Source organism: Ligilactobacillus murinus, from assembly GCF_003288115.1.
In the GTDB taxonomy this organism is placed as follows: Bacteria; Bacillota; Bacilli; order Lactobacillales; family Lactobacillaceae; genus Ligilactobacillus; species Ligilactobacillus murinus.
Genome location: NZ_CP023565.1, coordinates 1,130,150 through 1,153,909 on the forward strand (window position 1 = coordinate 1,130,150; position 23,760 = coordinate 1,153,909).

General features: G+C 38.9%; 21 protein-coding genes. 4 read left to right on the plus strand and 17 right to left on the minus strand.

The annotated features are described in order from the left end of the window. Positions 1–22: 22 nt before the first annotated feature. The 8 genes from tgt to CPS94_RS05685 all read right to left on the minus strand — a co-directional run bounded on the left by tgt (position 23) and on the right by CPS94_RS05685 (position 9,615). Positions 23–1,168: a tRNA guanosine(34) transglycosylase Tgt gene (tgt, locus tag CPS94_RS05650; RefSeq protein ID WP_004048410.1), complete on the minus strand. Its 1,146-nt coding sequence runs from the start codon at positions 1,166–1,168 to the stop codon at positions 23–25. A gap of 128 nt (positions 1,169–1,296) precedes the next feature. Then, positions 1,297–2,340 carry a tRNA preQ1(34) S-adenosylmethionine ribosyltransferase-isomerase QueA gene (gene queA / locus CPS94_RS05655; RefSeq protein ID WP_004048412.1) on the minus strand — a complete coding sequence of 348 codons (1,044 nt, stop codon included), beginning with the start codon at positions 2,338–2,340 and terminating at the stop codon, positions 1,297–1,299. 14 nt (positions 2,341–2,354) lie between these two features. Beyond that, positions 2,355–3,362 (minus strand): Holliday junction branch migration DNA helicase RuvB, encoded by a 1,008-nt coding sequence (gene ruvB / locus CPS94_RS05660; protein ID WP_004048413.1) that lies wholly within the window; start codon positions 3,360–3,362, stop codon positions 2,355–2,357. 19 nt (positions 3,363–3,381) lie between these two features. After that, positions 3,382–3,987 carry a Holliday junction branch migration protein RuvA gene (ruvA, locus tag CPS94_RS05665; protein ID WP_004048414.1) on the minus strand — a complete coding sequence of 202 codons (606 nt, stop codon included), beginning with the start codon at positions 3,985–3,987 and terminating at the stop codon, positions 3,382–3,384. Between the two features lie 71 nt (positions 3,988–4,058). Then, a complete protein-coding gene (gene mutL / locus CPS94_RS05670; RefSeq protein ID WP_112286407.1) occupies positions 4,059–6,038 on the minus strand; it encodes a DNA mismatch repair endonuclease MutL in 1,980 nt (659 codons plus the stop codon). Between the two features lie 15 nt (positions 6,039–6,053). After that, positions 6,054–8,666: a DNA mismatch repair protein MutS gene (gene mutS / locus CPS94_RS05675; protein ID WP_004048418.1), complete on the minus strand. Its 2,613-nt coding sequence runs from the start codon at positions 8,664–8,666 to the stop codon at positions 6,054–6,056. Positions 8,667–8,830: 164 nt separating this feature from the next. Next, positions 8,831–9,034: a hypothetical protein gene (locus CPS94_RS05680; protein ID WP_010688568.1), complete on the minus strand. Its 204-nt coding sequence runs from the start codon at positions 9,032–9,034 to the stop codon at positions 8,831–8,833. A gap of 131 nt (positions 9,035–9,165) precedes the next feature. Next, entirely contained in the window at positions 9,166–9,615 is a 450-nt protein-coding gene (locus CPS94_RS05685) for a universal stress protein (RefSeq protein WP_089135810.1), read from the minus strand. A 164-nt stretch (positions 9,616–9,779) separates the two neighbouring features. Here CPS94_RS05685 and CPS94_RS05690 point away from each other — a divergent pair, with 164 nt between their 5' ends. Beyond that, a complete protein-coding gene (locus CPS94_RS05690) occupies positions 9,780–10,340 on the plus strand; it encodes a nucleotidyltransferase family protein (protein WP_004048424.1) in 561 nt (186 codons plus the stop codon). 171 nt (positions 10,341–10,511) lie between these two features. Beyond that, entirely contained in the window at positions 10,512–12,203 is a 1,692-nt protein-coding gene (locus CPS94_RS05695; RefSeq protein ID WP_112194538.1) for an IS1182 family transposase, read from the plus strand. On the opposite strand, the gene CPS94_RS05700 is transcribed toward CPS94_RS05695, so the two are convergent. From CPS94_RS05700 to CPS94_RS05725, 6 genes are all read right to left on the minus strand, one after another. Next, a complete protein-coding gene (locus CPS94_RS05700) occupies positions 12,170–13,597 on the minus strand; it encodes an APC family permease (RefSeq protein WP_004048425.1) in 1,428 nt (475 codons plus the stop codon). The two genes, CPS94_RS05695 and CPS94_RS05700, sit on opposite strands and share 34 nt — an antisense overlap. A gap of 234 nt (positions 13,598–13,831) precedes the next feature. Next, the gene (locus CPS94_RS05705) at positions 13,832–14,164 is read right to left on the minus strand and encodes a hypothetical protein (protein ID WP_004048428.1); all 333 of its coding nucleotides are present in this window, start codon (positions 14,162–14,164) and stop codon (positions 13,832–13,834) included. 40 nt (positions 14,165–14,204) lie between these two features. After that, positions 14,205–14,543 carry a hypothetical protein gene (locus CPS94_RS05710; RefSeq protein ID WP_004048430.1) on the minus strand — a complete coding sequence of 113 codons (339 nt, stop codon included), beginning with the start codon at positions 14,541–14,543 and terminating at the stop codon, positions 14,205–14,207. A 31-nt stretch (positions 14,544–14,574) separates the two neighbouring features. Further along, on the minus strand, positions 14,575–15,030 hold the full coding sequence (locus CPS94_RS05715; protein ID WP_004048431.1) for a universal stress protein: 456 nt from the start codon (positions 15,028–15,030) through the stop codon (positions 14,575–14,577). Between the two features lie 200 nt (positions 15,031–15,230). Further along, positions 15,231–16,484 (minus strand): RNA-guided endonuclease InsQ/TnpB family protein, encoded by a 1,254-nt coding sequence (locus CPS94_RS05720; protein WP_112193438.1) that lies wholly within the window; start codon positions 16,482–16,484, stop codon positions 15,231–15,233. A gap of 376 nt (positions 16,485–16,860) precedes the next feature. Beyond that, complete coding sequence (locus CPS94_RS05725) at positions 16,861–18,114, minus strand: RNA-guided endonuclease InsQ/TnpB family protein (protein ID WP_112193438.1); 1,254 nt, start codon at positions 18,112–18,114, stop codon at positions 16,861–16,863. Positions 18,115–18,254: 140 nt separating this feature from the next. Here CPS94_RS05725 and CPS94_RS05730 point away from each other — a divergent pair, with 140 nt between their 5' ends. After that, entirely contained in the window at positions 18,255–18,671 is a 417-nt protein-coding gene (locus tag CPS94_RS05730) for a hypothetical protein (protein ID WP_112286408.1), read from the plus strand. A 152-nt stretch (positions 18,672–18,823) separates the two neighbouring features. On the opposite strand, the gene CPS94_RS05735 is transcribed toward CPS94_RS05730, so the two are convergent. Beyond that, the gene (locus CPS94_RS05735) at positions 18,824–20,077 is read right to left on the minus strand and encodes an RNA-guided endonuclease InsQ/TnpB family protein (RefSeq protein WP_112193438.1); all 1,254 of its coding nucleotides are present in this window, start codon (positions 20,075–20,077) and stop codon (positions 18,824–18,826) included. A gap of 232 nt (positions 20,078–20,309) precedes the next feature. Between CPS94_RS05735 and CPS94_RS11335 the strand changes: the two genes are divergently transcribed. Beyond that, the gene (locus CPS94_RS11335; RefSeq protein ID WP_162626413.1) at positions 20,310–20,468 is read left to right on the plus strand and encodes a hypothetical protein; all 159 of its coding nucleotides are present in this window, start codon (positions 20,310–20,312) and stop codon (positions 20,466–20,468) included. Between the two features lie 152 nt (positions 20,469–20,620). Here CPS94_RS11335 and CPS94_RS05740 read toward each other — a convergent pair whose 3' ends face one another. Further along, positions 20,621–21,874: an RNA-guided endonuclease InsQ/TnpB family protein gene (locus CPS94_RS05740; RefSeq protein ID WP_112193438.1), complete on the minus strand. Its 1,254-nt coding sequence runs from the start codon at positions 21,872–21,874 to the stop codon at positions 20,621–20,623. A 376-nt stretch (positions 21,875–22,250) separates the two neighbouring features. After that, positions 22,251–23,504 (minus strand): RNA-guided endonuclease InsQ/TnpB family protein, encoded by a 1,254-nt coding sequence (locus tag CPS94_RS05745; RefSeq protein ID WP_112193438.1) that lies wholly within the window; start codon positions 23,502–23,504, stop codon positions 22,251–22,253. Positions 23,505–23,760 lie beyond the last annotated feature (256 nt).

Sequence of the window (23,760 nt, forward strand, 5' to 3'; positions counted from 1 at the left end):
ACTAGCGTATTTGCCTTAAGAACTAAAAGTTTTTTGGATTTTTAACATTCAAACCATACTCTTCAAAGAAATGTTCTTTAAATTCGAGTAAATTGTCATCCATGATCGCTTGGCGAACTTGCTTCATCAAATTGAGCAAGAAATACAAGTTATGATAACTCGTCAAACGTAAACCAAATGTTTCATCCGCTTTGAACAAGTGGCGCACATAAGCCCGGGTATAATTACGGCAAGTGTAGCAATCACAGTTATCATCGATCGGTGAAAAATCACGCGCATATTTAGCATTTTTAACGACTAAACGTCCATGTGAGGTCATACATGTACCATTGCGTGCGATCCGTGTTGGCAAGACGCAATCAAACATATCAACTCCACGTAAGACCCCATCGATCAAAGCATCTGGAGAGCCGACACCCATCAAGTAACGTGGTTTATCTTCGGGAAGTAATGGTGTCGTAAAATCTAAAACTCGATTCATTTCAGCTTTAGATTCACCAACTGATAGTCCCCCGATCGAATAACCTGGGAAATCTAACGAAACAAGGTCACGAGCACTCAATTTACGTAGATCTTCGTGTCCGCCCCCTTGAACGATCCCGAATAAAGCTTGTTTTTCAGGATCTTGGTGCGCCTTTAAGCCCCGTTCTGCCCAACGGCTCGTCCGTTCAACTGATTTTTTGATGTAATCATAACTTTCGTAAAATGGTGGGCATTCATCAAAACTCATCATGATATCTGAGCCCAAAGCATTTTCGATCTGGATCGCTTTTTCCGGCGACAAGAAAAGTGGGGCTCCATTCAAGTGGCTCTTGAAATGAACGCCTTCTTCTGTGATATTACGCATATCAGCTAGTGAAAAGACCTGAAAGCCACCGGAATCAGTCAAGATACCTTGATCCCAGTTCATAAATTTATGCAGACCACCGGCTTCTTTAACTAGATCTTCACCAGGGCGTAACCACAAATGGTAGGTGTTGGATAAAATGATCCCAGCCCCCATTGCTTTTAATTCCTCTGGTGACATAGCTTTCACGGTCGCTTGGGTCCCAACAGGCATAAACATCGGCGTTGGAAATGTACCATGTGGCGTGATGATCTCGCCTAAACGCGCGCCAGTATGCTTTTCTTTCTTGATCAAACGATATTTAATTGCTGGTTCAGTCATCTATTTGTGATATAAAAATGTGGAATAGCATACACATATGCCATTTAGAAAGAATTATATACTTCCTTTCTCGATTCTTTTTTAGCTTATCCCCCACATTTTATCTTTCTAGGGAAATTATACTTACTTTAATAAATAAACATTGCATCACCAAAGCTAAAGAAGCGATACTTTTCTTTAACCGCGTGGCGATAAGCATTCAAAATATTTTCACGCCCTGTAAAGGCTGAAACTAACATTACTAATGTTGATTTTGGCAAATGGAAATTAGTGATGAAAGCATTGACTACTTTCCATTCATAACCTGGCTTGATAAAGATATCGGTCCAACCGCTATCAGCCTTGATCTCACCGTTAAATTTGCTACCGATCGTTTCTAGCGTCCGGATCGAGGTCGTTCCTGTAGCTACGATCCGACCACCATTTTGGCGAACTTCATTTAATGTTTTAGCCGCCTCTTCTGACAAACGGTAAAACTCACTGTGCATTTTGTGTTCTTCAATATTATCCACACTGACTGGTCTAAAAGTTCCTAAACCAACATGTAATGTCAAGTAGACTAATTTGACACCTTTAGCTTCGATCTTAGCCAATAATTCTTCCGTGAAGTGGAGTCCAGCTGTAGGAGCAGCGGCAGAACCGACTTCTTTAGAATAAACTGTTTGATACATTTCAGGATCGTCCAATTTTTCCTTGATGTATGGTGGTAATGGCATTTCCCCCAAGCTTTCTAAGACCTCTAGGAAGATACCATCGTATTCAAATTCAACGATCCGACCACCATGTTCAAGCTCTTCTTTGACAACGGCCGTTAATTCACCGTTGCCAAAGCTGATCTTAGTCCCAACTTTAGCCCGTTTAGCTGGTTTGATCAAAGTCTCCCATTGATCACCTTTGATGTTATTTAAAAGTAGCACTTCTAAATGTCCACCAGTATCTGGTTTGACACCATAGATCCGGGCTGGTAAAACACGTGAATCATTCATGACTAAGGCATCACCAGGCTCTAAGCGGTCGATCACATTGTAAAAATAGTCATCTTGATATTTTCCTGTTTTAGAATCTAAGACTAGCATCCGTGATTGGTCGCGATGTTCTAAAGGTGTTTGCGCGATCAATTCTTCGGGTAGCTCATAATCAAAATCTTCGGTCGTTAAATGTTCTTCTGTCAAAAAAATCATCCTCTTTAATTTTTGGTATATGGTAGGCGTAAATGCTCATACGCCAAAGGGGTCACAACACGTCCCCGAGCAGTTCGCTTGATAAACCCGATCTGTAAGAGATAGGGTTCGATCATATCGGCGATCGTTTCAGTATCTTCACCGATATTGGCAGCCAAAGTGTTCAGACCCACTGGCCCACCACCGTATAATTCGATCATTGTTCTTAAAACTTTGTGATCGGTCTCATCTAAGCCCCGCTCATCAACATGCAGCATCTCCAAAGCAAATTTTACGATCTCAAGGTCGATCTGTTCTTTGGCTGCTACCTGCGCAAAATCACGCACGCGCTTTAATAAACGATTGGCCACACGCGGAGTCCCCCGCGAACGGCGCGAGATCTCCAAGGCTCCTTGCTCGCTGATCGCCGTTGAAAAAACACTGGCAGAACGGGTAACGATCTGCGCTAGTTCAGCATCAGTGTAGTAGTTCATATGCTCAACGATCCCAAAACGCGCACGCAAAGGAGCCGACAACATGCCCGCTTTAGTTGTAGCTCCGATCAAAGTAAACGGTGGTAGCGGAAATCTGACCGGATGAGCGGTCGCATCTTGTCCAACGATGATATCTATATAAAAATCTTCCATCGCTGAATAAAGCATCTCTTCGATACTCTTTGGCATTCGATGGATCTCATCGATAAAGAGCACATCGCCTGGTTCAAGTTCATTTAATAGCGCCACTAGATCACCTGGACGTTCAATGGCTGGTCCTGTTGTCGTCTTGATCTTGACTCCCAATTCATTAGCAATGATCGTTGCCAAAGTCGTCTTACCTAAACCCGGTGGTCCATAGAGCAAGACATGGTCAAGTGATTCTTGGCGATTTTTAGCAGCTTCGATATAGATCGCTACTTTTTGCTTAATCTTTTCTTGACCGATATATTGAGCTAGTTTTTGCGGACGTAGACTCAATTCTGTTTGCACATCATTTTGATCAAAAGCCGCATTTGAGATCAAACGCTCATCTTCCATCCAAATCAGTCCCTTCTACTTATTTTTTCATGATCAAACGTAATCCCTGGCGTAAATAAGCATCAGTCGAAGCACCAGTGTACGTTTCTAACTTCTTAGCAACTCGCTTGATCTCAGTTTTCGTATAACCTAATGCACTTAAGACTTCGACCGCCTCTTGTAAATATGGCTGCTCAGTCGTGGTCAATTCGATCCCTTGTTGCCCGACGAGCTTAGTCTGATCTAGATCATTTAACTTACCCTTCAAGTCTAAAATGATCTGCTTAGCCGTTTTCTTACCGATACCAGGAAAATTAGTCAGGTAACCATCATCTTCTTGTTCGATCGCATTGATCAAACCACTATGGTCTTCACTGGCTAAGATCGCTAGCGCACTTTTCGGTCCGATCCCCGAAACATTCAATAATTTCAAGAAAAGTTGCTTTTCAGCTTCATCAACAAAGCCATAAAGCATGATCTCGGTCTCACGAACAGCTTGGTGCAAATAGATCTTTTGTTGACGGTCAAGATCGACTTGATAGCGAAATGGATTAGCTACAAATACTAAATACCCCATTTGACCACTCTCAACTACGATATAACGCGGCGTAACTTTAACTATCGTCCCAATGATATATTCATACATAAATTTTCACCTGTTCTTTTTCTACATGCCTTTTAATGTTACCACAGAAACAGCATCTTGACTGAAATTTTTTACAATTCGGTCTGTTTTCCTTGGTGAGGATCTTGGATCCGTTTGAACATTCGCTCAAGCTCTGAGTTGCTAAAATGCACTAAAGTCGGTCTACCATGCGGACAATTAAATGGATTATTACATTTAGCCAGTTGATCCAATAAAGACTTAGCTTGAAAATCGTCTAAATGATGATTAGCCTTGATCGATCGCTTACAACTCATCATGATCGCTGTTTTTTCGCGAAATTTTGCAACTGTCAATTTATGATCTGCTAAAAACCATTCGATCATTTCTCTGAGCGTATCTTCTTCTTGCCCCTTGATGAACCATATTGGATGGTGTCTTACGATAAAAGTATTTTGTCCAAACTCTTCTAACTCGATCCCTAGCTCGGCTAATTTAGTACGATTTTCACTGATCTTCAGTGTATCTGTCGTCGGATAAGCTAAGATGATCGGCACCAGTAACTCCTGTTGCGCTTTTGAGACTTCACCGATCGCTTCACGGTAGTATTCATATTTACACCGCTCTTGAGCAGCATGCTGGTCAACTAGATATAACCCATCCGCTGCTTGCGCCAACAAATAAGTTCCATGGAGTTGTCCGATATAAGTTAACCCAGGAAATTTTTCTTTTACCTGCGTTTGGCTAGCCTGATCATCAGCCTCAGCTTCTAGCGCTGTTGTATCTATTGACTTGGCTTGTACTTTTGTTTGATATTTTTCATCCCACGCCTTGAGTGCATCAGAGTCTAGTTGGCGCCTATCTTCTATGATCACTGGCTTAGTTAGCGCTACGTCTTGGGCTTTAGCGGGCTCAGATTCTTGGGGCTGTTCTAAAGAATTTCCCAGCAAGACCTGGGTCATCTCAGCGGTCGAACGCTTCTTCTTTGGTTTTACTTCATAACTATCGCTTGTTTCAGCTAAGGTAAAGTCTAACTGTTTAGCTTTAGGTTCACGTTTAGTCTTAGGCTTTGAATTAAGATTTTCCAAGGCACTCGGGATCAGATTTTCTTTAGCTAAACGCGCATAGATCGTTTGTTCGATCAGATCCGCTAACTGCTCTTCTTTACTGATCCTGACCTCTTGTTTAGTCGGATGCACATTGACATCAACTAATAAAGGATCCAAGTGAATGTCGATGACCCCAAAAGGATAGCGTCCGACCATCAATTTTGAGCCATAGCCTTTTAAAACTGCTTTTAGCAATTGCTTATTTTTGATATATCGGCCATTGATCAGCAAACTGATATAATTTCGAGAAGCACGCGTCAATTTAGGCAACGACACATAACCTTGGACCTTAAAATCTAGGTCTTCTCCCAAAAAAGATACCATCTGCCGGGCATTTTGGATCCCATAGATCGCACTTACCGTTTGGATCAGTTTGCCATTTCCCGCCGTTTGCAAGATCTTCTTGCCATTGTTATATAGAGCAAAAGCGATCTCACCGTGACTTAAAGCCAAGCGATTGACGATATCACTGATCGCGGCTAGTTCTGTCTGAAGCGAACTGAGATATTTTAAGCGAGCAGGCGTATTATAAAATAGATCAGTTACTGTGATCTTTGTGCCTTGGCGCATGGCTGCTGGCTTATGGGCGGTAACTTCTCCACCACGCACATGATAAAATGTCCCCTGCGTTTCAGTCTGAAGTGCGGTCTCCAAGCAAACATCAGCCACTGAAGCAATACTTGGTAACGCCTCGCCTCGAAAACCTAGTGTATTTACTTGAAAAAGGTCTTGGCGATCCTTGATCTTACTTGTCGCATGCCTAAAAAATGCCAGCGGAACATCTTCAGCAGCGATCCCTTCACCATTATCGATCACAGTGACTTCTTTGATACCTGCTTCTTTAACATAAATATCGATCTGCGTACTGTTAGCATCGATCGCATTTTCTACCAACTCTTTGACCACTGAGGCTGGCCTTTCAACAACTTCACCGGCTGCGATCTGATCGGCTAAAACAGTCGCTAACTCATGGATTTTAGCCATTTTCGTCTCACCTTGCTATTTTAATTTTTCTTGCCATTTAAATACTGCATTCATTACATCCATCGGCGTCATCGCCATTAAATTTAGATCCAAGATCTCGGTCAAAACATCTTTTTCTTTGCCAACAGGTTCCTTTGGCGTCACAACTTCGGGGCTAAAGAGCGAAAGTTGAGCTTCACTATCATCAGCCTCAGTTTCAACTTGAACTGGGGCGACCTCTTTAAGCATAGCCGTCGTTTTTTGCACGTCTTTTCCTTCTAGTTGATGTAAGATCGTATCGGCCCGCGTCAATAAACTTGCGGGCATACCAGCTAGTTTTGCAACATGGACCCCATAAGAACGATCAGCTGGACCAGCTTGCATCTTGTGTAAAAAGACTAATTCGCCATCTTTTTCGACTGCACCAACGTGAATGTTTGCCAAACGTGGCAATTCTTGTTCGAGTACCGTCAATTCGTGATAGTGTGTTGAAAAGAGCGTCTTAGCTTTGACTTTATCGTGCACATACTCAATGATCGCTTGGGCCAAAGCCATTCCATCATAAGTAGCCGTCCCACGTCCTAACTCATCAAAGAGTAACAAGCTATTTGAAGTCGCCTGTTTTAAAGCTAAATTAGCTTCTTTCATTTCGACCATGAAAGTTGATTCTCCCGAGATCAGATCATCAGCCGCTCCGATCCGAGTAAAGATCTGGTCAAAGATCGGCATTTTTGCTTGTTTAGCTGGGACAAAACAGCCCATCTGTGCCATGATCACACTGAGCGCCAATTGTCGCATATAGGTACTTTTCCCAGACATATTTGGTCCAGTGATCAATAAGATATCCAACTTTGAAGACATTTTGACATCATTTGGGATATAACTTTGCTTGCCTAAAACTTTTTCGACTACTGGATGCCAACCATCGACGATATCCAAAGTGCGCTCATTTTGGCTCAACCTTGGACGGACAAAATGATTATCCTCACTAACAGTCGCAAAGCTTTGCAAGACATCTAATTGAGCGACCTTAGCTGCCAATTTTTGTAGTCGCTTGATCTGGTCTTTGATCTGGTCACGGATCTGGGTGAACAATTGATATTCTAGCTCATAGGCTTTAGTCTCTGCGCCTAAGATCAATTCTTCTTTTTCCTTTAATTCAGGTGTGATAAAGCGTTCGGCATTCGTCAGCGTCTGTTTTCGTTGATAACGATCCTGCGGAAGCTTTTTGACATTGGCTTTAGAAACTTCAATATAATAACCAAATACGCGGTTGAAACCGATCTTTAGATTGGAGATCCCCGTTACTTGACGTTCGCGTGCTTCTAACTGAGCTAGCCACTGCTTTCCATTTTTCATCGCATCATTGTACTCATCCAACTGAGCATTATAGCCAGCCTTGATCAAATTCCCTTCAGTGATCGATAGCGGCGGTTCATCAACGATCGCTTGTTCGATCAGGTCAGCAACATCTTCGACTGGATCTAATTCGGTCAAAAAATCATGATAAATATCTTGGTCTAGTTGCTCTAAAATATAGCGGATCTGCGGAATATGAGCAAGCGAGGTCCGCAACTGGACTAGATCACGACCATTGACATTGCCAAATGCTACGCGCCCAGCTAAACGTTCAAGATCATAAACTTGGGTCAATTGTTCAATGATCCCTGAACGTTCAAAATAATTATCTAATAGATTTTCAACGATCGCTTGTCGCTGCTTTATCTGCTGGAGATCTAATAATGGGCGTCCGATCCATTGTTTCAATAAACGAGCTCCCATGGCTGTCTTAGTCTCGTCTAACAGCCAAAGCAAGGTCCCAGATTTTTTATGTGTCCGTAAATTTTTCAATAATTCTAAATTACGTTGGGCATTGTGATCTAATTTCAAATAGTGGGATGGTTCATAGTGGACGGCTTTTTGTAAATGGGCTAAAGAGCGTTTTTGCGTTGTAGTCAAATATGCTAGCAATTGCTTGACAGTTTGCTTTTCTAATGTCTGCTGGAGATCTTGACTCACATACGAAACTTCTGCGCTTGGCATCACTTCTGGTTGATCTGACATCAAAACTTTCAGTTGTTCTAATAATGTTTGCGTTGGTTGACTAAGTGAATCATCGATCACAACTTCTTTGGTCTGCAAACTCATCAATTCATTTAGCAGCGACTCAGTGCTCGTTAAAGTCGCTACTTTGATCTCACCCGTCGATAGATCAGCGTAGGCAAAACCATACTGTCCGTCTTTTTCATGTAGCGCTGTTAAGTAGTTGTTTTCTTTAGCTTCACTTGCATTTTGGTCGATGATCGTCCCAGGTGTCACTAGTTGGACCACCTCACGCTTGACCATCCCCTTAGCCGTTTTAGGATCTTCAACTTGCTCACAGATCGCTACTTTATAGCCTTGGTCAACTAAAATATCAATATAATTTTGTGCAGCATGATGCGGTACACCGCACATTGGGATCGGATCGACCGCATTTTTATTACGCGTCGTCAAAGTCAACTCAAGTATCTGAGCTCCTTTGACCGCATCATCGTAAAACATCTCATAGAAATCCCCTAAACGATAAAATAAAAAGGCGTCGGGATACTGTTTTTTGACTGCCAAATATTGTTCCATCATTGGCGTCTTTTTTGTCTTTTGTGGCATCTATCCAAAAATCCTTTCTAAACTAAAAAATGGGTCCGTGCCACCCACTTACCAAACTGATTCTCTTGTTAATTTTATCATTTTAAGCTAGATTTTGCACCATGCTGCCAGATACTAAAAAAACAGGAAGCGATATATCACTTCCTGTAATTATTTTTCAAATTCTAATCTTCAGCAGCATCCATTGCTTTTAAGATCACACCTAGATGATCCCGGCGGTCTTTTGTATCTTTTAGTTTAGCATCATATACAGCCACCAGATGGCTACCACGTTTAGTTCCATGTAATTTTTCGCAAACATTGGTGAGCTCGGCACATTTTTGCTCCGCTAACTGATACTCATGCAAAATATCAAGTTTATTGCCCATCACAAAGCCTCCCAAAAAACATAAATTAATCTTGACTTGACTAATTTACCACTTTTGACGGTATTTGTTAACAAACTTTTTTTAAGATTTCGTTACAAAAAAGTTTCGCCTGTAATAATCAAAAAATTTAACTATTCATTAACGACCAGTATATCTGCCTTAGTGTTTCGAACTACATACGCTACTGTTGAACCCAAAATAAAACGATCGAGCTTATTTAAGCCAGTTGCACCAACGATCACCAATTCAGCTTGATACTTCTTTGGTAGTATTTCGCTTAGCATCTCCTTAGGATCACCAATAACGACCACCGCTTGATAATTAACTTTTTCAGGTAGCTTTACTTGATAGTGGGCCAGCATTTTTTGGGCCTGCTCTTGTTTTACCTCAAGTTTCTCAGCTGATAAAGTGTTGACCTCAAGTCCAGGTCCCCCAAAGCCTACTTGGAGTTTGGGTTTGACTACAGTGACCAAAACTAACTTAGCATCCATAGATCGGGCTAATTCCCCAGCTTTTTCAAGGGCACTAAGTGAATTAGCTGAGCCATCCAGGCCAACTAAGATCGTTTTATAATGTTTCAATTGTAAAGACCTCTTTTCAAAATATAGCTACATCTTCGCCTATATTTTAGTTCAATTCTTCGATAATTGACAGCAAAACGATTGCTGTTTTCTTTTTGCCAAATCCAAACTGATGTGCTATTGTAGAAAAATGCGAAACACTTTGAAAGGAAGCCGCATTACCTATGACATTAGATGAACAATTGTTAACATTGATCCAGAAAAGACCAGAATTTCGTGAAGTTTTTACGATCTTAGATAAAATGCATCTTGGAGACGCTTTTCTTTGTGCCGGAAGTATCCGCGACCTAGTTTGGTCCGAACGCGAAGAAAAACCCTTCAATTTGATGCTTGGAAATTTAGACATTTATTATCTTGATCCTAATGAATCCTACGAACAGTATCTAACACGTAAAACTGAACTAAATCAGCGTCATTCTAAATATCTGTGGGAATTGACTAATATTTCACTTAATAATCCTCATAGACCGGAATTTCAAGGTAAAGATTCGCTAGCTGACGTGATCGCAACTTTTCCTGAAACCTGTAGTGCCGTAGGAATTTGCCACTCACCAGCAACAAATTTTGAATTTATTGCACCATACGGTCTAGCTGATCTATTTTCAGAAAAGATCGTCCCAACATCGGCTTACCTTGAAAAAAATACGCTCGAAGCTTTTAAAAAGCGCGTCGAGCGTAAAAAATGGTTGCAAAATTTTGAAAATACAACTTTGATTTTGCCTTGATATCCTTTAGAAACAAAAGAGGCTGTGACATAAGTCTTCAAAAAACGGTCGTAAATGGACTTAAAAATTGTTCATTTACGACCGTTTTTGTATACTATAAATAAAAAAGGACATCAGAACCCCCCTGATGCCCTATAGTCTACCCCCTCAAAAAAGAAAGGAGATAAACCCATGCACAGCAATTATAACATAAATCAACTCAGTTTGAACATGGCGACCTTCTATGAACCTGAAAAAAATCATCAAGCACACTACATACACCATTTAGTCGAATCTATTGATTTTGATGACTCTTATACCTTTGGGCGTCCTTTCGAATATGAACCTCGGGTCTTACTCAAGTTAGTTCTTTTGGCATATAGTTATGGTATTTTTTCTTGTCGAAAGATCGAACGTTTTGCTCGGGAAAACGTTGTTGCCATGTGGTTGACTCAGGAAGCCCAACCTACTTATCGTACTATTGCTCGCTTTGTTGTCTCTGATACTATTGAGATGATGCTAAAAAGTTCGTTTTCTGAATTTAGAGAATATTTGCGAAAAAATGGGCTCATTGATGAGGCTGTGTTTATTGATGGTACTAAGATTCTTGCTAACGCAAATAAATACTCGTTTGTTTGGAAGAAAAATACTATTCGCTATGATGATTTAAATCGACAAAAAGCTAAAAAGTTATTGAAAGAGATCAAAGAATCGATCGTCAATATTGATTTTGCTGATGATCTGACTGTTGATCAACTTGATGAGATATGTGCCCGATTGGAACAACGAATTGAATATTTGAATGAAAAAGTCGAAGAGACTAAGAAGATCTCCCCTAATCCTGCGAAGCAGGAACGACGGGTGGCCAAGAAATACTTAAAACAAACACGCGAGCGTAAACAGAAAAACTCTAAATATGCTGAACAGTTTGCCATCGTTGGCGAGCGAAACAGCTATTCTAAAACTGACAATGACGCCACTTTTATGCGTATGAAAGAAGATCCAATGAAAAATGGTCAAACCAAACCTGGCTATAATCTCCAAGTCGCTGCTAATAATCAATTTGCTTTGGACTACACCCTCGCACCTAATCCAACTGATATGCGTACTTTGATCCCATTTTTAGAAAAGATGGATGCAGATGTTATCCAAGGTCCGATAGTTGCTGATGCTGGTTATGGATCTGAACCTAACTATGAATTTATCGAAGATAAATTCGGAGTGTTTGATTACCTTATTCCATATAATACGATGTTAAAGGAAGAAACCAAACGTTGGAGATCAGATGAGCGCAAAGTGATGAATTGGCATTATAACGCTGAAGATGATTACTATATAGATCCAAAGAATGTTCGTTTTAACTTTAAACGCTATGCATATCGCCATGATACATATGGTTATAAACGAAATTTTAAAGTATATGAAGCTGAAAAATTCGATGAAGATCGTAAAGAAGATCCAAATGCATTGACCAAAAAAGGAAATGTCAGAAAGATCTATATCAATCCACAATGGGAATATTTCAAGGGGAAAGTAAAAACAAACCTTTCAAATACTGAAAAAAATAAGATCTATCGTAGAAGAAAGTATGAGATCGAACCTATTTTCGGTAATTTGAAGGCTTATTTGGGTTTTACTCGATTTACCGTACGAAGTAAGAAAAAGGTAAATCGACAAATGGGGATAGCGTTAATGGCATTGAACATGTGGAAAATGTCCACTAGTAGTTCAAAAATATCACCAAATAATAAAAACAAAAAGAAGACCATCCGAATTTTTCAAAATTTTCAAAAAATTCGAATGGTCTTCTTTAAAGATAGAGACTTATGTCACAGCCTCTTTTTTCTTATCTATTTTTGTTCTTCTACATTATTCATCCCGTAGATAATATAAATTAAAAGTCCCAGCACAAACCAGATCCCGGTAACAAGTTTTGCCATATGATCCAAACCTAAGAAGACAAACAAAGCACCTAAAAATGCTAATGCTGGCAAGACCGGATAAAGCGGCATCTTAAAGCCTGGTACTGGTAAATCTTTACCTTCACGTGGACGTAAGCGGTAGATCCCGATCGTCACAAACATAAAGGCGATCAATGTCCCAGCTGAGATCAATTGCGATAAGAAAGCAAATGGGAAGATCGCCCCTAAAACGATCGCAACGCCAGACAATAAGCCCAAGGCATGATTTGGTAAATTGTTCTTGTTTAACTCACCTAACCACTTAGGTAACAAGCCATCACGCCCAAATGAATAGAGCAGACGTGAACCAGCTAAAGTCATCCCGATCAAGGCAGTAAACATTCCGATCACGGCGATCGCTTGGACAACTGTCGCAACGATCGGATAACCCGCATGCCGTAAAGCCCAACCAACTGGTTCAGCATTACCAGCATAGTTTGAATAATGGAACATCCCGACCAAGACTAAAGAAACACCTGAGAATAAAACAACTGCGATCAACAAGGACCCCAAGATCCCGCGTGGCATCGTTTTAGATGGATTCTTAGCTTCAGCCGCATTCGCTGCGATCGAATCAAAACCGATATATGATAAAAAGATCGATGAAATACCAGCATAGATCCCTTGCCAACCACCAAATGAAGTCCCATCGGCATTGACTTTATGAGCTGGAATAAATGGATGATAGTTAGCTGTTTTGATAGCAGTTGCACCAACGGCAATGAAAATTAAGATCGCAGCTACTTTCAAAATAACCAATAAATTTTCAACAGCCGCAGCACCAGATGTTCCGCGTGAAAGTAGAATAGCAACTAAGACGACCACTAAAATCGCCAAAATATCAACTACACCACCATTTGTTCCAAAAGCTGCTGATAACTGCACTGGTAACTTAAAGCCTAGTGGTTCCAAAAGACCTTGCAAATTAGCTGAAAGTCCTGAAGCAACAAAGGCAACAGCAATAAAGTATTCAGCTAGTAAAGCCCAACCGGCGATCCAGCCAAAGCCTTCACCAAAGACAACGTTTATCCAAGAGTAAGCTGAACCAGCAAATGGTAAGGCAGAAGACATTTCAGCATATGCAAAGGCAACTAGCCCTGCAACGACCGCTGCTGCTAAGAATGATAAAACCACAGCAGGACCCGCATGTTGCGCTGCCACGATCCCTGGAAGTGTGAAAATCGAGGTCGATACGATCGTTCCTACACCTAACGCTAAAAAGTCCTTAACGCCTAAAACTTGAAGTAGATGAGCATCCTTTTTTTGATACTCTTTTGGATCTTTTTTATGCGTCATCTTTTTCCACAGTTTACCCATAGAAAATCCTCCTATATAAATTTTTTCTGAAAGTTTACATTAGAATAAACAGATTATAGCAAAGCATTTGGAGATTAGTCAATACGAAAGATTAAATAAATTTCATCATATTTTCATATCCATTCCAAATTCCCCTCAGCATTTTTTCCGTTTCGATCCTTTTTTCAACCAGTCATTAATAGTAAATCAATTTAATAGAGCCTAAAAAAATAGTGACTTCACTCATCGAAGCCACTATTTTTCAGTCTTAAAGTAATAGCTCATAAAATAGTATGGAGCTATAATTATCTCTAAACAAATTTTCGAAAATGATTTTACTAAATTAGTTAAAAGTTCACTATCGACTTGACGTTTTGTCTTAGGTTTTAAACGACGTAACGGTCGGTTTGCTTCAACGACTGCTTTACTTTGCTTAGTTAGTAATTGTTGACGCCGATTATATGGAAATAACATCAAATAATTACTGATCGTATAGTAATACAATACTGACCGCCACGCTTGATCAGAAACTAACCGACATAACGCCAATAAGACGATCACAGCCGCTAGTCCGTCTAATAATATCATACTGTATCGTTTGATTTTTTCCGCCTCACATACAAACTTATTATTTAGCTACTAAAATATTTAGGGTCGCGATATTTCCACGCAATACAATAATATTGCAAATAGAATATAAACTGAGAAAGAACGCTAATTCCTCCATCTCACCGACAAAAGCAACTAACAATGCTACCCAAAAAAAGATTCGCCCTAAAATATTCCATTTCTTCTTGTCTTGATCGATCGCTTGTAAACGCGCACTTTCATCGGGCAAAATATCCTCTGGCCGACGCAACAAAGCTGAAGTCTGTAACTTAGACAAACGCCAAGCTAAGCGTAAATTATATGCTGATAAAACGATCAGTGCAGTATAGATCACAAGTGAAATAGTATTGATTTGCATCCTTGACCTTTCTCTGAAAATAGATTAATTCTTAACGTGCAATGATAACATCACACTTAGCAGCACGAGTAACATAATCAGTTACCGCACCAACTAATAACCGCTCGACTGGATTTAAGCCAGTTGGCCCCATGATAATGAGATCATTTTCATGATCATCTGGGAATTCACGCGCGATCACAGCTCGTGGTGAACCAAAACGTGCATGAGCCGTTACATCTTCTAGCCCTTGTTTTTTTACACGTTCAACTAAGGTACTCAAATAGCCTTCAACATCTTCAAATGTTTGGTAGACCGCATCGCCATTAGCATCGACCATCCCACCAAAGCTAACGGAAAATTGTTTGAGATCGATCACATTTAAAATATCTAAGTGTGCTTTATTTCGTAACGCGATCTCAGTTGCACGCTCTAAAGCTTTTTCAGCCGTTTTGGAACCATCAACTGGTACTAAAATGTTGCGGTATTCTTGCTTGATCAATTCCATAATTCTCCACTCCCAACTGGTTATGTCAACTACCCCTCACTAAAGTGAGGGGCTTGTGAGGCTAAGCCTTACGGCTTTTAATCACAATTTGCGTAGATACAGCCCTGCTTATAATCCATCTGAGATAAATCATAAGTCTGACACGCTAATTACCAACGCCATTAGAGTCCGCAAGTTGCCAAACGGACTATTTTAATGAGTTATTTAGCCAACTTAGCTAAGCCTTTGTCTAAGATATTTAGACTAGCATTGTGGTCACGAATGTGGAAAGCTCCACATTGAGGGCATATCCACTGACGGTCCTTTAGGGTTAGTTTTTGAGTATCATCAGTTCCCATTACAAATTTGCACGTATGACACATTTGCGTTGTGTTCTTTGGGTTAACGGTAATAAAGATTCGTCCGTATAAATTAGCTTTGTATTCTAATTTTTGTAAAAAGCTTCGCCAACCGACATCAGAAATTGACATAGCTAAAGCGTGATTTTTCAACAAATTACTACTTCTTAGATTCTCTGCCACAATCAAATCGTGGTTATTGATAAGTACCATGGAGAGATAATTTAAGAAGTTTTTTCGTTGATTGCGAATTTTATCATGCAACTTAGCTACTAAGTGTCTTTGTTTTTGATAATTCTTACTATCACGTAAGGAACGGTTTTCTTTCTTAGCTCGCAATTCACGCCGTGATAAGGTTCGTTGAGCCTTAGCTAATTTATGCTTAATAGTTCGATAATAACGTGGGTTATCAACAATTACGCCGTCACTAGTCGTTAAGAAGTTCTCGGTATTAAGGTCAATGCCGATTTGAGAATTGGTTTTAGGTAAGATTTTAACGAATGGGGTATCAGACCCTAATTGCATGGAAACAAAATACCTATCAGCACTATCTTTTGAGATAGTTACTGTTCCGATTCTAATATCGCTTTTCTTATCTAAAATACGACGGTATGAGCCACTGACTCTCAATTTACCTAATTTGGGCATTTGGATATGCTTCTTATCAATAAATCTAACTGACCCACTAAACATATCCATGGATTTATTTTTACCGTACTGGCAATTGGTTTGATAACTTTGTCGATAACTTTTCTTATGATAGTTAGGTGTGCCAGCTTTATGAACCTTCCGATACAATTTCCAAGCCTTTTGATAGTTTTGGATTGCATTAGCTTTAGTCAAACTATCAATTCGTTTATCTTGCATATATTGGTAGTGATTAGACATGTTTCTAGCGTTTTTACGACTCTCCAAGTCAACAATCCGTGCTTGGATAGTATCAATTGGCAATTTAACTTGCTTTAAGTGGTATAATTCTTGGTCAATCGCCACCATCTTATTATACACCGTGCGACTAATATCAGAGTTGACTTGAATAATTTGCTTTTGCTTAGTCGAAGGATAAATTCGCATTTTTAACCCAAAGTGATAAGCTAGTTTACTCATTGATTTCATTTTACTTCACCACCTTTCAACTATTAATATATCATATTAATAGCTTACTGACGTAAGCTAGGGCTATCCAGCCCCTCACTAAAGTAAGGGGATTTCCGCCCAACTATTATTAAAATAAAGCTGGATCGTTTGTCCGTCTTTGGTGATCCCGTCTAATGTAACAGTTGTTTCACCGTGTTCATTTTTGCCGATGTTTAAATGTCAACTACCCCTCACTAAAGTGAGGGGCTTGTGAGGCTAAGCCTTACGGCTTTTAATCACAATTTGCGTAGATACAGCCCTGCTTATAATCCATCTGAGATAAATCATAAGTCTGACACGCTAATTACCAACGCCATTAGAGTCCGCAAGTTGCCAAACGGACTATTTTAATGAGTTATTTAGCCAACTTAGCTAAGCCTTTGTCTAAGATATTTAGACTAGCATTGTGGTCACGAATGTGGAAAGCTCCACATTGAGGGCATATCCACTGACGGTCCTTTAGGGTTAGTTTTTGAGTATCATCAGTTCCCATTACAAATTTGCACGTATGACACATTTGCGTTGTGTTCTTTGGGTTAACGGTAATAAAGATTCGTCCGTATAAATTAGCTTTGTATTCTAATTTTTGTAAAAAGCTTCGCCAACCGACATCAGAAATTGACATAGCTAAAGCGTGATTTTTCAACAAATTACTACTTCTTAGATTCTCTGCCACAATCAAATCGTGGTTATTGATAAGTACCATGGAGAGATAATTTAAGAAGTTTTTTCGTTGATTGCGAATTTTATCATGCAACTTAGCTACTAAGTGTCTTTGTTTTTGATAATTCTTACTATCACGTAAGGAACGGTTTTCTTTCTTAGCTCGCAATTCACGCCGTGATAAGGTTCGTTGAGCCTTAGCTAATTTATGCTTAATAGTTCGATAATAACGTGGGTTATCAACAATTACGCCGTCACTAGTCGTTAAGAAGTTCTCGGTATTAAGGTCAATGCCGATTTGAGAATTGGTTTTAGGTAAGATTTTAACGAATGGGGTATCAGACCCTAATTGCATGGAAACAAAATACCTATCAGCACTATCTTTTGAGATAGTTACTGTTCCGATTCTAATATCGCTTTTCTTATCTAAAATACGACGGTATGAGCCACTGACTCTCAATTTACCTAATTTGGGCATTTGGATATGCTTCTTATCAATAAATCTAACTGACCCACTAAACATATCCATGGATTTATTTTTACCGTACTGGCAATTGGTTTGATAACTTTGTCGATAACTTTTCTTATGATAGTTAGGTGTGCCAGCTTTATGAACCTTCCGATACAATTTCCAAGCCTTTTGATAGTTTTGGATTGCATTAGCTTTAGTCAAACTATCAATTCGTTTATCTTGCATATATTGGTAGTGATTAGACATGTTTCTAGCGTTTTTACGACTCTCCAAGTCAACAATCCGTGCTTGGATAGTATCAATTGGCAATTTAACTTGCTTTAAGTGGTATAATTCTTGGTCAATCGCCACCATCTTATTATACACCGTGCGACTAATATCAGAGTTGACTTGAATAATTTGCTTTTGCTTAGTCGAAGGATAAATTCGCATTTTTAACCCAAAGTGATAAGCTAGTTTACTCATTGATTTCATTTTACTTCACCACCTTTCAACTATTAATATATCATATTAATAGCTTACTGACGTAAGCTAGGGCTATCCAGCCCCTCACTAAAGTAAGGGGATTTCCGCCCAACTATTATTAAAATATCTTATTGAAAAGGAGTTTTTACATGTTAATAAATGAAAATGAATTTATTCGCGATAACTGGAACGAATTTGTTCACGTCGAAGCGTTGCGACACTATTTAACGACTGTGCCAGTAACACACATTCAAGGTATCGACGATAACAATATTTCAAGTATTTTAAAGTTAAATATCGGCAAAAATGAACACGGTGAAACAACTGTTACATTAGACGGGATCACCAAAGACGGACAAACGATCCAGCTTTATTTTAAATCTGAAATTGAAGACCGTGTTAGTCAAATGATCGAAGACGCTAAGCAATTATTTAGACAGCTAGACGACAATAGCACTATCAAGCTAAAGACTTTGACCGTTAACTTTGAAAAAGACAAAGAGTCTTTTAAGATCGTTGATTATAACGACAACGAAGCTACTGTCAACTACCCCTCACTAAAGTGAGGGGCTTGTGAGGCTAAGCCTTACGGCTTTTAATCACAATTTGCGTAGATACAGCCCTGCTTATAATCCATCTGAGATAAATCATAAGTCTGACACGCTAATTACCAACGCCATTAGAGTCCGCAAGTTGCCAAACGGACTATTTTAATGAGTTATTTAGCCAACTTAGCTAAGCCTTTGTCTAAGATATTTAGACTAGCATTGTGGTCACGAATGTGGAAAGCTCCACATTGAGGGCATATCCACTGACGGTCCTTTAGGGTTAGTTTTTGAGTATCATCAGTTCCCATTACAAATTTGCACGTATGACACATTTGCGTTGTGTTCTTTGGGTTAACGGTAATAAAGATTCGTCCGTATAAATTAGCTTTGTATTCTAATTTTTGTAAAAAGCTTCGCCAACCGACATCAGAAATTGACATAGCTAAAGCGTGATTTTTCAACAAATTACTACTTCTTAGATTCTCTGCCACAATCAAATCGTGGTTATTGATAAGTACCATGGAGAGATAATTTAAGAAGTTTTTTCGTTGATTGCGAATTTTATCATGCAACTTAGCTACTAAGTGTCTTTGTTTTTGATAATTCTTACTATCACGTAAGGAACGGTTTTCTTTCTTAGCTCGCAATTCACGCCGTGATAAGGTTCGTTGAGCCTTAGCTAATTTATGCTTAATAGTTCGATAATAACGTGGGTTATCAACAATTACGCCGTCACTAGTCGTTAAGAAGTTCTCGGTATTAAGGTCAATGCCGATTTGAGAATTGGTTTTAGGTAAGATTTTAACGAATGGGGTATCAGACCCTAATTGCATGGAAACAAAATACCTATCAGCACTATCTTTTGAGATAGTTACTGTTCCGATTCTAATATCGCTTTTCTTATCTAAAATACGACGGTATGAGCCACTGACTCTCAATTTACCTAATTTGGGCATTTGGATATGCTTCTTATCAATAAATCTAACTGACCCACTAAACATATCCATGGATTTATTTTTACCGTACTGGCAATTGGTTTGATAACTTTGTCGATAACTTTTCTTATGATAGTTAGGTGTGCCAGCTTTATGAACCTTCCGATACAATTTCCAAGCCTTTTGATAGTTTTGGATTGCATTAGCTTTAGTCAAACTATCAATTCGTTTATCTTGCATATATTGGTAGTGATTAGACATGTTTCTAGCGTTTTTACGACTCTCCAAGTCAACAATCCGTGCTTGGATAGTATCAATTGGCAATTTAACTTGCTTTAAGTGGTATAATTCTTGGTCAATCGCCACCATCTTATTATACACCGTGCGACTAATATCAGAGTTGACTTGAATAATTTGCTTTTGCTTAGTCGAAGGATAAATTCGCATTTTTAACCCAAAGTGATAAGCTAGTTTACTCATTGATTTCATTTTACTTCACCACCTTTCAACTATTAATATATCATATTAATAGCTTACTGACGTAAGCTAGGGCTATCCAGCCCCTCACTAAAGTAAGGGGATTTCCGCCCAACTATTATTAAAGTTAAATATCGGCAAAAATGAACACGGTGAAACAACTGTTACATTAGACGGGATCACCAAAGACGGACAAACGATCCAGCTTTATTTTAAATCTGAAATTGAAGACCGTGTTAGTCAAATGATCGAAGACGCTAAGCAATTATTTAGACAGCTAGACGACAATAGCACTATCAAGCTAAAGACTTTGACCGTTAACTTTGAAAAAGACAAAGAGTCTTTTAAGATCGTTGATTATAACGACAACGAAGCTACTGTCAACTACCCCTCACTAAAGTGAGGGGCTTGTGAGGCTAAGCCTTACGGCTTTTAATCACAATTTGCGTAGATACAGCCCTGCTTATAATCCATCTGAGATAAATCATAAGTCTGACACGCTAATTACCAACGCCATTAGAGTCCGCAAGTTGCCAAACGGACTATTTTAATGAGTTATTTAGCCAACTTAGCTAAGCCTTTGTCTAAGATATTTAGACTAGCATTGTGGTCACGAATGTGGAAAGCTCCACATTGAGGGCATATCCACTGACGGTCCTTTAGGGTTAGTTTTTGAGTATCATCAGTTCCCATTACAAATTTGCACGTATGACACATTTGCGTTGTGTTCTTTGGGTTAACGGTAATAAAGATTCGTCCGTATAAATTAGCTTTGTATTCTAATTTTTGTAAAAAGCTTCGCCAACCGACATCAGAAATTGACATAGCTAAAGCGTGATTTTTCAACAAATTACTACTTCTTAGATTCTCTGCCACAATCAAATCGTGGTTATTGATAAGTACCATGGAGAGATAATTTAAGAAGTTTTTTCGTTGATTGCGAATTTTATCATGCAACTTAGCTACTAAGTGTCTTTGTTTTTGATAATTCTTACTATCACGTAAGGAACGGTTTTCTTTCTTAGCTCGCAATTCACGCCGTGATAAGGTTCGTTGAGCCTTAGCTAATTTATGCTTAATAGTTCGATAATAACGTGGGTTATCAACAATTACGCCGTCACTAGTCGTTAAGAAGTTCTCGGTATTAAGGTCAATGCCGATTTGAGAATTGGTTTTAGGTAAGATTTTAACGAATGGGGTATCAGACCCTAATTGCATGGAAACAAAATACCTATCAGCACTATCTTTTGAGATAGTTACTGTTCCGATTCTAATATCGCTTTTCTTATCTAAAATACGACGGTATGAGCCACTGACTCTCAATTTACCTAATTTGGGCATTTGGATATGCTTCTTATCAATAAATCTAACTGACCCACTAAACATATCCATGGATTTATTTTTACCGTACTGGCAATTGGTTTGATAACTTTGTCGATAACTTTTCTTATGATAGTTAGGTGTGCCAGCTTTATGAACCTTCCGATACAATTTCCAAGCCTTTTGATAGTTTTGGATTGCATTAGCTTTAGTCAAACTATCAATTCGTTTATCTTGCATATATTGGTAGTGATTAGACATGTTTCTAGCGTTTTTACGACTCTCCAAGTCAACAATCCGTGCTTGGATAGTATCAATTGGCAATTTAACTTGCTTTAAGTGGTATAATTCTTGGTCAATCGCCACCATCTTATTATACACCGTGCGACTAATATCAGAGTTGACTTGAATAATTTGCTTTTGCTTAGTCGAAGGATAAATTCGCATTTTTAACCCAAAGTGATAAGCTAGTTTACTCATTGATTTCATTTTACTTCACCACCTTTCAACTATTAATATATCATATTAATAGCTTACTGACGTAAGCTAGGGCTATCCAGCCCCTCACTAAAGTAAGGGGATTTCCGCCCAACTATTATTAAATGCTTTCTTTGATCGAGTAAAAGAATACGGCTACATGAATACAGATACTTATTCATATACTAGCTTCTTTAACTCATATATCAATAGTCAACTACCCCTCACTAAAGTGAGGGGCTTGTGAGGCTAAGCCTTACGGCTTTTAATCACAATTTGCGTAGATACAGCCCTGCTTATAATCCATCTGAGATAAATCATAAGTCTGACACGCTAATTACCAACGCCATTAGAGTCCGCAAGTTGCCAAACGGACTATTTTAATGAGTTATTTAGCCAACTTAGCTAAGCCTTTGTCTAAGATATTTAGACTAGCATTGTGGTCACGAATGTGGAAAGCTCCACATTGAGGGCATATCCACTGACGGTCCTTTAGGGTTAGTTTTTGAGTATCATCAGTTCCCATTACAAATTTGCACGTATGACACATTTGCGTTGTGTTCTTTGGGTTAACGGTAATAAAGATTCGTCCGTATAAATTAGCTTTGTATTCTAATTTTTGTAAAAAGCTTCGCCAACCGACATCAGAAATTGACATAGCTAAAGCGTGATTTTTCAACAAATTACTACTTCTTAGATTCTCTGCCACAATCAAATCGTGGTTATTGATAAGTACCATGGAGAGATAATTTAAGAAGTTTTTTCGTTGATTGCGAATTTTATCATGCAACTTAGCTACTAAGTGTCTTTGTTTTTGATAATTCTTACTATCACGTAAGGAACGGTTTTCTTTCTTAGCTCGCAATTCACGCCGTGATAAGGTTCGTTGAGCCTTAGCTAATTTATGCTTAATAGTTCGATAATAACGTGGGTTATCAACAATTACGCCGTCACTAGTCGTTAAGAAGTTCTCGGTATTAAGGTCAATGCCGATTTGAGAATTGGTTTTAGGTAAGATTTTAACGAATGGGGTATCAGACCCTAATTGCATGGAAACAAAATACCTATCAGCACTATCTTTTGAGATAGTTACTGTTCCGATTCTAATATCGCTTTTCTTATCTAAAATACGACGGTATGAGCCACTGACTCTCAATTTACCTAATTTGGGCATTTGGATATGCTTCTTATCAATAAATCTAACTGACCCACTAAACATATCCATGGATTTATTTTTACCGTACTGGCAATTGGTTTGATAACTTTGTCGATAACTTTTCTTATGATAGTTAGGTGTGCCAGCTTTATGAACCTTCCGATACAATTTCCAAGCCTTTTGATAGTTTTGGATTGCATTAGCTTTAGTCAAACTATCAATTCGTTTATCTTGCATATATTGGTAGTGATTAGACATGTTTCTAGCGTTTTTACGACTCTCCAAGTCAACAATCCGTGCTTGGATAGTATCAATTGGCAATTTAACTTGCTTTAAGTGGTATAATTCTTGGTCAATCGCCACCATCTTATTATACACCGTGCGACTAATATCAGAGTTGACTTGAATAATTTGCTTTTGCTTAGTCGAAGGATAAATTCGCATTTTTAACCCAAAGTGATAAGCTAGTTTACTCATTGATTTCATTTTACTTCACCACCTTTCAACTATTAATATATCATATTAATAGCTTACTGACGTAAGCTAGGGCTATCCAGCCCCTCACTAAAGTAAGGGGATTTCCGCCCAACTATTATTAAACATTCCAGCGATCGCACAACGCGAAGCAACAAAAGAAGCTACTAAGCTTATCAATGAATTAGTACCTAAAATGATTAAAGACATTGGTCTATTTACCGCTGATGTCAACTACCCCTCACTAAAGTGAGGGGCTTGTGAGGCT